10 protein-coding genes are annotated in these 8480 nt (G+C 59.1%); 4 read left to right on the forward strand and 6 right to left on the reverse strand.

The window, feature by feature from the left end; translation table 11 throughout:
* Window positions 1-164: 164 nt before the first annotated feature.
* The 4 genes from RI03_RS16330 to RI03_RS23665 form a co-directional block, all read right to left on the reverse strand.
* Window positions 165-1040, reverse strand: a complete 876-nt coding sequence (locus tag RI03_RS16330) for a polysaccharide deacetylase family protein (protein ID WP_010218651.1) — start codon at window positions 1038-1040, stop codon at window positions 165-167.
* Window positions 1041-1229: 189 nt separating this feature from the next.
* Window positions 1230-1931 (reverse strand): hypothetical protein, encoded by a 702-nt coding sequence (locus RI03_RS16335; protein ID WP_010218653.1) that lies wholly within the window; start codon window positions 1929-1931, stop codon window positions 1230-1232.
* A gap of 97 nt (window positions 1932-2028) precedes the next feature.
* Window positions 2029-2382, reverse strand: coding sequence for a hypothetical protein (locus RI03_RS23655; protein ID WP_138995698.1), 354 nt, complete (start codon window positions 2380-2382; stop codon window positions 2029-2031).
* A 945-nt stretch (window positions 2383-3327) separates the two neighbouring features.
* Entirely contained in the window at window positions 3328-3768 is a 441-nt protein-coding gene (locus tag RI03_RS23665) for a hypothetical protein (protein ID WP_138995700.1), read from the reverse strand.
* A gap of 251 nt (window positions 3769-4019) precedes the next feature.
* On the opposite strand from RI03_RS23665, the gene RI03_RS23670 reads away from it, so the two are divergent.
* The 4 genes from RI03_RS23670 to RI03_RS16355 all read left to right on the forward strand — a co-directional run bounded on the left by RI03_RS23670 (window position 4020) and on the right by RI03_RS16355 (window position 7722).
* Window positions 4020-4337, forward strand: coding sequence for a hypothetical protein (locus RI03_RS23670; protein WP_010218654.1), 318 nt, complete (start codon window positions 4020-4022; stop codon window positions 4335-4337).
* A 93-nt stretch (window positions 4338-4430) separates the two neighbouring features.
* Window positions 4431-4838: a hypothetical protein gene (locus RI03_RS23675; protein WP_138995701.1), complete on the forward strand. Its 408-nt coding sequence runs from the start codon at window positions 4431-4433 to the stop codon at window positions 4836-4838.
* Between the two features lie 376 nt (window positions 4839-5214).
* Window positions 5215-6198: an AraC family transcriptional regulator gene (locus tag RI03_RS16350; RefSeq protein WP_170318389.1), complete on the forward strand. Its 984-nt coding sequence runs from the start codon at window positions 5215-5217 to the stop codon at window positions 6196-6198.
* Window positions 6199-6243: 45 nt separating this feature from the next.
* On the forward strand, window positions 6244-7722 hold the full coding sequence (locus tag RI03_RS16355; protein WP_010218658.1) for a S41 family peptidase: 1479 nt from the start codon (window positions 6244-6246) through the stop codon (window positions 7720-7722).
* A 169-nt stretch (window positions 7723-7891) separates the two neighbouring features.
* Here RI03_RS16355 and RI03_RS24760 read toward each other — a convergent pair whose 3' ends face one another.
* Both RI03_RS24760 and RI03_RS16360 read right to left on the reverse strand, forming a co-directional pair.
* Complete coding sequence (locus RI03_RS24760) at window positions 7892-8101, reverse strand: DUF6386 family protein (RefSeq protein WP_274517567.1); 210 nt, start codon at window positions 8099-8101, stop codon at window positions 7892-7894.
* 132 nt (window positions 8102-8233) lie between these two features.
* The coding region (locus tag RI03_RS16360; RefSeq protein WP_010218659.1) for an ATP-binding protein at window positions 8234-8480 on the reverse strand (247 nt) is incomplete at its 5' end.

Genomic DNA, 8480 nt, shown 5'->3' on the forward strand with positions numbered 1-8480 from the left:
GTGATCTGATTGGGTGTCGCAGTCGAACGGTTGTGACATCAGCATCGGCGGATTGCTGTGGATGATCTGCAGCGATTTTTTCCCGAATTTCATCATCGTTGCTGGTTTTGGGAAGCCGGTCGCGTTCCCAAAACGCGATCCTAATCGGGAAGCATAACCGCCATTTACGGTGTCTCGTCGGCATATGTGCCGACCCAGGCGGGTGGCTCCTGTTCCAGCCGCCCATTGACCTTCACCTGTTGCGCCCGCGCCCATCGATACGCCCACATAGGGCCGAACTTTGTCGCGGCGACAGGCGTGGAATAGGCCGGATCGCTTTGCGCCTCGGTGAGCGATACGAACCTGTAACCGCCTGAACGGAACAAGCCGAGCAGCGGTTGGATCGTTGCGGCATTAAGCCTGTTGGCGTGCAGAAGCATGATCGCCGGCACCTTGCGTCCGAAAACCTTTCGGCCCAATTCGCCATAATAGGCGATCTGGACCCGGCTATGATCGAGATAGGCGCGCTCGATCCGGCGCATCATGGCCCGGTCATGCTTGGCGAAGGCGCGTTCATAAGCATTGTTGAAGAGGTAATCGGACGTGTCGATGGTCGACGCGGCCAGTCTGTATCCATGATCGGCAAGGAGCCTTTCGATCGCGGCACGCTTGGGTTCAGTGTCGCCGATATGATTGTATGGGAAACGGAAGAACGGGATAGCGCGACCGGCCGAAGCGGCCATCGGTCGGATGGTAGCTTCCCCCTTCACGACCTCCCGCTCGATATTTCCAGCGTCGAGGTCGTTGCTGTCGAAATGGCTGTAACCGTGGTTGCCGAGCGCGAGCAGCCCCCTGTTCCACTCGGCAAGCAGTCGTGGCCCGGCAGGCCCAAGCGCCTCCACCTTATCCTCGTTGACGAAACCGGTTGCCGGAACATCGGCACGTCGCAGTGCCTGGACGATGCGGCGCTGCGCGTTGATCGCCGCCTTCGCCGACTTGTCCGATGCTCCGCTTGCGTAGGGAAGGTCGTCAAAGGTGATCGCAACGACGCGATCAGCCAATGGCGGCGGGGTATCTTGAGCAGACACAACGACTGGACAGGCAAAGAATCCCGCGAGCGCCAGGAGCGACGCTAGGAGGCGGTTGGATATGTGGTTTGCTGGATGTGCCCTCATGCCGAGGCATGTAGCCGATGCTGGTCCAGCATGAGAACCTTTCCCAAATCGGCATCCCAATCGGGACGGTCGCGCTCAGGCCAGCCTGTCGATAGTCGGCCTTTGAGGGGCAGGCTGTACTACGGACAGATCGATGCGAAGCGCTCCTTTTTGTTTCTGCGTCTGACGAAGACGATCGAGAAGGTTGTCTAACTCGCTCGGTCTCGGCGCCCCGCCAGCATCGTTGATGATCCGGTCGCCCATCTCCAGCATCGACTGGTTCCACCCCATCGCGTCCTTCACGCTCTGGCTTAGCGCTGGATACATAGCCTTTATCGCAACAGCGGTTGCTCGCGGGTTCCCGTCGAATGGCCCAAGAGCCACCTTCAAGCGAACGCCGAGTTCCACTTTCGCCGTAAGGCTCTCGTTGTCCGTAAATCCGTCGCCCTTGGCTACTGACGCCAGTTCCTCGTCGTTAAGCGACGTCAGATTGAGAAAGCGACCGCCGTTGGCGATGTCGGCGACGATCTGGGTGCCTTCTACTTTGGCCTTGACGTAGTCAGCATTAACTTTCGCTCGTGCCGATTGTGCAGTGGTAAGAGGCGACGCTTGCGCGTCCGAGGCCGTTATGGCTTCTGCCGATAGTTGGACTTGGTCACTACCCGTTTTCAGGGTGGAGCGGGTGCCCGCAGTAGCACTCTCACCGGCCTGCTTTGCCGTCGCAGCACGATCTGAGGATGCAGCGCTATATCGAGAAAGGGGAGTGGCGATCGAACTGCCTAAGCTGGATAAATTCATACATTACTCCGTTCTGCGCTCCTTAAATCAATTCCGTTAATCTCGGGTTGCGATCACTCCCGCCATTCCCGAAGGCCGATCGAAAAATGGGAAAGCGTCAACGGGCTGCCAAAAGACGAAAGTCGTGCAGCTTGACGATCGTCTCAGCAGGACACCGTTCCGGGACGTGTGCGCCATAGATGCCTTCTATATCAGCAATCGGCCAGCCTGTGCCGCCATCGCGTAGCCACGCCGCTGCGGCAGAAAAGCTAGCATTGATTGGCACCCGCACATTCGAATGCGGATCGTAGATGGCGCGCCCGCTAGGCTGTAAGACGACACCACGATTAAAAATCGGTGTAGCTATCTTTCCATCCGTCACTGCGACAAGGCATCCGTCATGGAAGCGTAGCTTCCCGATAAATGCTGCCTCCCCTCCTAATGGGCGATCCGTCGTAACGGTTGCGATCATTGGACTATCGTTGCCCTGCGGGGTCGAGCAGCCGCATAGACTCGCGACGATAACAAGTAAAAGGCTTGCCGTCCTTCTATCCCGACGTGAACGGATTCCTACAATGCGTTTCGGGAGGATCATGCCTCCCTCGTAGCAATCAACGGAAATTCTACAATTGCGCCTTCACGATTGGGTACGGCAATCGAGAGGGTCAGCGCTTTCCCCGATAGAATCGTTTATGGAAAAACTGGATCGGCCGCTATCGTCCATCATCGGTCATAAACATGTGGTACGTGGTTGTGTGTAAGGTGACGATTGGAGCCGACTAGGTGAAACAAGCGCTACTCATCACGGTAATGCTTGCAGGCTGCACATCGCTTCCGGAAACGCCGTCCGTGGTCTGGATCGGTAGTCCTGCCCAAGTCTGGGAGTTGACAGTTATACAGGGCCAGCCAGTAGAGAAGCGCGCGCGGTACGCAGCAACTTTGCGCCTCAATCCCGATCATACTGTGTTCGGGACGTTGGCCTGCAACAGCATCTCTTCGGCCAAGCTCCAATGGGAGGGGCAACTTGGCAAAAGACAAGGGTCGTTCAACAGGATGGGAACAGTGCCGGTATTACGACAACCGCCAAATGCGGCAATCTGGATGCTCAAGCCATCGGCGAGCGGTTCTGGACCGCAATCGAAGCCGCACGCACTTGGTCCATCGATGGAAACGGGCTCACCATTATGTTCGAGGACGGGTCATCCGCGCAGCTTACGGCTTTGAATCGACGCGGCTGAGACCCCAGTTCTAGCCATTCCGATCGAGACGATCGGATTGGCTGCATGGCTTTCGCCTTAAGGGCAAACCATAGCCGCTTGTCCAAAGGCTGCTTTCTCGAAATAGGATCGATTCCGAGAACGCCGCGCCTTTTTGCCGACCGTTCCTAATCGGGAACGGGTGAAGAGGTTGATTCAGCCTATTTCGTAGCGTTAAGGCACGCCGCATCGGAACGGCAGGCTGGATCAGTCTTTCGGGCTGCCGCCATTAGCTGCCCATTGTCGTTCATTGCCCGATACGCCGGATCAGCGTCCTGCCTCTTTGAGCATTCAAGCAACAAAGGCATCATGATGTCCGGATCATGCCCATGATCTTTGAGAAGGGCGGCTCCTTCCTTCTCGCCGGTGGCAAATGTCCCGTTTGCTTCCATCTGCTTACCTTCAAACAAGGCTCGGGCCGTCGATTGAACTGCGAGAGATAGCTTTGGACTAGGGCCAGCTAGTGCCAATTGCCTGCCATAATTGAACGCCGCAATGCAGTGCGCAGGCTTGGAACTGTTGGGCGTTTCGGAAGATGCGGTGCCGCACGCACCGACTGCGAATGCCAATGCAGCGGCGACAAAGGTGCGATAGCTTAGCATTTGATGTGACCTTGCCCTGCCATTGAATAGGTAGTGGCCGATGAGGTGCTACTAATTCGCTAATGCTGCCACTGGGTTCGCTGTGAGCCACCAACCTTGACGATCATGAGGTTTCCCAATTCTCGATCCTAATCGAGAACGTCCCGGCCTTCTCAATCGCCGTTCCTTTTCGAGAATGAGCGGGTGCGGCACGGAGTTGTCCAGCTGCTACTTAACTCGGAAATAACCCGCCCGGTCTATCGGCATCGAACATGATCGATCGCCAAACGAGAGCAAGCGCATCAGCGATCATCAGCGGATGCCTAGCCTTGAGCATTGTCCTTCTAGGGGATGGAGGACCGATCACTTCCGAATGGATATTTCCCGGATTGCTCATGCTATTCAACGGTTGGGCTGTGATCTACAACTTACTGACGTTCGCAATCGGCCGCAGCGGCGAGGCGTTTACGGTCAACCATATGAACGACGGTGACGAGCCCGACCGTCCAATGTCACCTCGCCTAACAACCGCAGTAATGGCTGTTTTTTGGATAACCGGCGCGGTTTTGCTAGCAACCGCTACCGGCTGAAACTGCAATTTGCAGTCTTAAGTAAAAGACAGAATTCTTGAAACGTATTTCCGAACTAGATCAAAGCCCCGTTCGAAGAGCTACTATGTCACGGTGAATGATCTTGTTCCGCGCGTCGAGAGCAATCCACGCTCTGACGTCGGTTACGCTTACCGCTGGCCGAGCCGCTATCGTCTTTTCGCAAAAGTACACATGGGCCAGTGGCAAATCGCGCCAAGGGCTGGACCTGAGAATATCTCGCTGCATTTCCGCCGAAATACGGCCTGTCTTGAAGCCAGCGTTCTTCATATTCCTGAGCATTTGGGGAGTAAGTCGGTCGCCGACACGCACGTGATCGTTAAGCCATTGCTGAGCCTCTTTGACCTTAAGGGCGGGATCCGGGTAAAACGGGGACGTTACTGCCTGCCATGTAAACCAGATCGCGAGCAGAAAATCCCTCATCCGCCGTTGATGCATACAAACTGGTTATCAAATCGTGTGTCTAACGGTGAGAATGCGTAAGTGCCCCCCAAAGCGGCTATTCTATTTTCCTTCCTATCCGGTCATTCCCGGAATTCGATCGATTCCGAGAACGCCTGTGCCATGTCGCGCCGTGACATTTACCGCTGACAGAGGGTGCCAATTAGCGCTGACATCTACAGATTCCGAGAAAACGCGAGTATTCTCGAAACCCGTCCAACATCATATTTCGGGAACTTCCAAGCGCCCGTGCATGACCAGCCCGATCGCCCATTGACGTTGCTGATATAGCGAGGCTGATAGTCATGTGAGCATCGGTCCTATGTCCCTCATCCTCGGTCTGTTCGAGGCGCAGATGTTGATGCTGGCGGCTGCCATCATCGGGCGGGGCGGGATGGCGCGACGCTCTCTCGGAGCGTTGCTGATCGTCCTGTGCGGTGTGCTGACGCCGTTCACTATCGGCTATGCAGGTTTCTACGATCGATGGCCGTGGCTTTCATTCGCGCCGTTCGCCGTTCCTCTGGCGATAGGGCCATTGCTCTACGCGCACCTGAACGCCCTGATCTTCGATCGCCCGATACCGCATTGGCACGCCGCATTGCCCGTGGCCCAGTTCGCCTATCAAGCCATCGCCTTCTGCCTGCCGCTCGATCTGCGGGGAGCATTCGACCGGGAGGTTCAACGCCCTTGGCTCGATCCGATCCTGGCGGCGCTGCTGCTCGCGTCGATGGTCGGATATGCCGTTGCAGCCCTGCGTGCGCTGCGCCGGCATCGAGGCTGGCTCGTGGCGCGCCGATCCGACCTCGCCGCGGCAAGGCGCGTGCGGGCCGTGCTGATCGCCTATGCCGCGATCGTGACGGTGCGGACGGGATACCTGATCGCTGATGCGTTGATCGCGCCGCTCTCTTACTTCGATATGTTCGGCTTCTACGTCGTGCTGGCCGTCGTCGGCAATTATCTGGCGATCGAGGGCTGGCGGCAGGCGGACGCCCGACCGCAGCCGATCGTGGAACCGATCGAGCGCGACTGGCGGCCGATCGCGGCCGGGTGGATGGACCGGATCAAAGCGCATGGATGGTGGCGCGATCCGGACCTCGATCTTGCCGAGCTGGCCCGCAGGCTGGGGACCAACACCGCCTATCTGTCCCGCGGCCTCAACGAGGGGCTGGGGCTGGGGTTCGCCGAAGCGATCAACGGGCTGCGCGTCGAGCATGTCGCCGCGCGCCTGCGGGACGGCGCCGATGGCGATATCCTGACGCTCGCGATCGATGCCGGCTTCGGATCTAAGGCGACCTTCAACCGCGTCTTCAAGGAGCGGTTCGGCGTCACACCCTCGGCCTATCGCCGCGTCTCAACCGACAAAAATGACGCGGAACGCCCGGATTTGCAGCGCACCACCTGACCGGCATCGGCATCGGCTCGGGGCACATCCGCTCGGAGCAAGACCATGATACATCTGGATCGCCGGCACCTTCTGACGGGAGCGTCGGGCCTGGTCGCAACCGCCTTTCTGTCCGCTCCCGCCAAGGCGAACGATACGCTGCTGTCACCCGCGGCGATGCGATCAGATATCGCCATCCTGTGCGACGCCTATGCCAGCCTGCATCCCGGCCTCTATCGCTATCTGACCCCGGCGAACTTCCAACGCGAGCGCCAGCGCCTCGATCGCTTCGCCGCGACGCCCCACACGCTGGGATACTTCTACCTGGCGCTGTCGGCGTTTACCGCAAGCGTCCAGTGCGGTCACAGCTTTCCTAATCCCGCCAACCAGACTCCGGCCGTCGCGTCGGCGCTGTTCGGCAAGCCCGATCGCTTACCGTTCGCCTTCAGATGGCTGGACCGGCGCATGATCGTCACCGCCGATCTCGGCAGCGGGCATCATCTGCCGATCGGAAGCGAGGTCGTCGCGATCGACGGTATCAGCGCACTCGACATGCTGGCGAAGATGTTCCCTTATGCCCGCACGGACGGCAGCAACGATGCGCGCAAGGTGGCCGACCTCGGCATACCCGGCGATGCCGATCAGCCGACATTCGACGTGCTACGGGCGCTGCTATTCCCACCGTCCGACCCCTCGGCCCGTGTCGTGGTGCGGATCGCCGGCAAAGCCGAGACGATCGCTTGCCCCTTGATGACGGCCGCAGCGCGCGACGCGGCGTTGCGCCATCCCTCCAAGGATTCCCCCTATGGCTGGACGTTCGAGGTGCGCGGTCAGGTCGGCATCCTGACCATGCCGACCTGGGCGGTTTTCCATGAAAAATGGGATTGGCAGGGCTTCATCGACGCCAGTCTGGACACTGCGGTAGATCGCCAGCTCTCGGGCATCGTCATCGACGTGCGTGACAATGGGGGAGGGCTCGATTGCGGGGCGGCGATCATCGCCCGCCTGATCGAAGCGCCGCTGCCCGCCGACAGCTATTCCCGCCATGTACGCTACCGCAAGATACCCGATCGGCTGGCCCCCTACCTCAAAACCTGGGATCGCAGCTTCAAGGATTGGGGAGCTTCGGCAATCGGTCCTGACGCGGCCGGCTTTTACACTCTGACCCGTCCCGGCGATGCGTCCGACACCGACACTATCCAGCCCAAGGGTCGCCGGTTCGCCGGCAGGGTCGCCGTTCTCGTCGGCCCGAAGAACGCTTCGGCCACCTTCGGCTTCGCAGACCTCATGCAGCGTCAGCGGCTGGGAACGCTGGTTGGCGAGCAGACCGGCGGCAACCGCCGTGGCATTAATGGCGGTGCTTTCTTCTTCGTCGGCTTGCCGGCATCAGGCGTCGAGGTCGATCTGCCGCTGATCGCCTATTGGCCTGAGACGCCGCAGCCGGATGCTGGAATCATGCCCGATATCACTGTGCCGGCCCGGACTGCCGATATTCAAGCCGGCCGGGATACCGCGCTGATGCGGGCGGTCGTCGTGGTAAGCTGAACGATCAGCCTTCCCGATTGGGAACGGTAGGCGAGAAAAGATCGGCGTTCTCGGAATCGATGGTTAAGCGAGAACGTCAGCGGCTTCCCGAAATCCGTCGCGCGCGCGAAAATGAGAAGGTTGGCACTAACCGGGACAGCGATAGTTGGTGGATAGCTGCCGCTCCCAATTACAGCCGTATCAATTGCGAGACCTCGTTTCTCGAAGCCGGGGCCGCGACGAACTTCACACTTATCTTCAGCCCGTCGCGCGAGACGAAAACTCTATAATTGGGCTCCCGCACTTCGACAAAAAAACCCGAGATGCCCTCCGGTTCGAAACCGCCGCCAGACACCTCCTCCCCAGCCCCAATGAAGACACGACGTGACGGGGTATTCAAATTGAAACTATGTCAACGCCGGTCGGATTCCAGGCCATCGGGGCGGAGTAAAAGCAGGCCATTGTTGATGCGGTCCTGACGATATGAAGATGGCCCCGATCGGGGCCATCTTCATATCGTTGTCGTCGTCGATCAGGCGGTGGTGATCTCGCCGGTTTCGAGGTCGATGATCTCGGTGGCCTGTTTTTGCTCCGCCCTGGCGGCAGAGCGCCGACGCCCGGCCGACTGCTTCAGCCGATAGCTGTCGCCGTTCATGGTCAGGATGCTGACGTGATGGGTGAGCCGGTCGAGCAGCGCACCGGTGAGCCGCTCGCTGCCCAGCACCTGGGTCCAGTCCTCGAACGGCAGGTTGGAGGTGACGATCGTGGAGCCACGCTCG

Source organism: Sphingomonas sp. PAMC 26621, assembly GCF_000251145.1.
Classification (GTDB): domain Bacteria; phylum Pseudomonadota; class Alphaproteobacteria; order Sphingomonadales; family Sphingomonadaceae; genus Sphingomonas.

Coding starts and splice junctions, on each gene's coding strand:
- RI03_RS16335 (WP_010218653.1), bottom strand. CDS start 1,931: ATGAATTTATCCAGCTTAGGCAGTTCGATCGCCACTCCCCTTTCTCGA.
- RI03_RS23655 (WP_138995698.1), bottom strand. CDS start 2,382: ATGATCGCAACCGTTACGACGGATCGCCCATTAGGAGGGGAGGCAGCA.
- RI03_RS23665 (WP_138995700.1), bottom strand. CDS start 3,768: ATGCTAAGCTATCGCACCTTTGTCGCCGCTGCATTGGCATTCGCAGTC.
- RI03_RS23670 (WP_010218654.1), top strand. CDS start 4,020: ATGATCGATCGCCAAACGAGAGCAAGCGCATCAGCGATCATCAGCGGA.
- RI03_RS16355 (WP_010218658.1), top strand. CDS start 6,244: ATGATACATCTGGATCGCCGGCACCTTCTGACGGGAGCGTCGGGCCTG.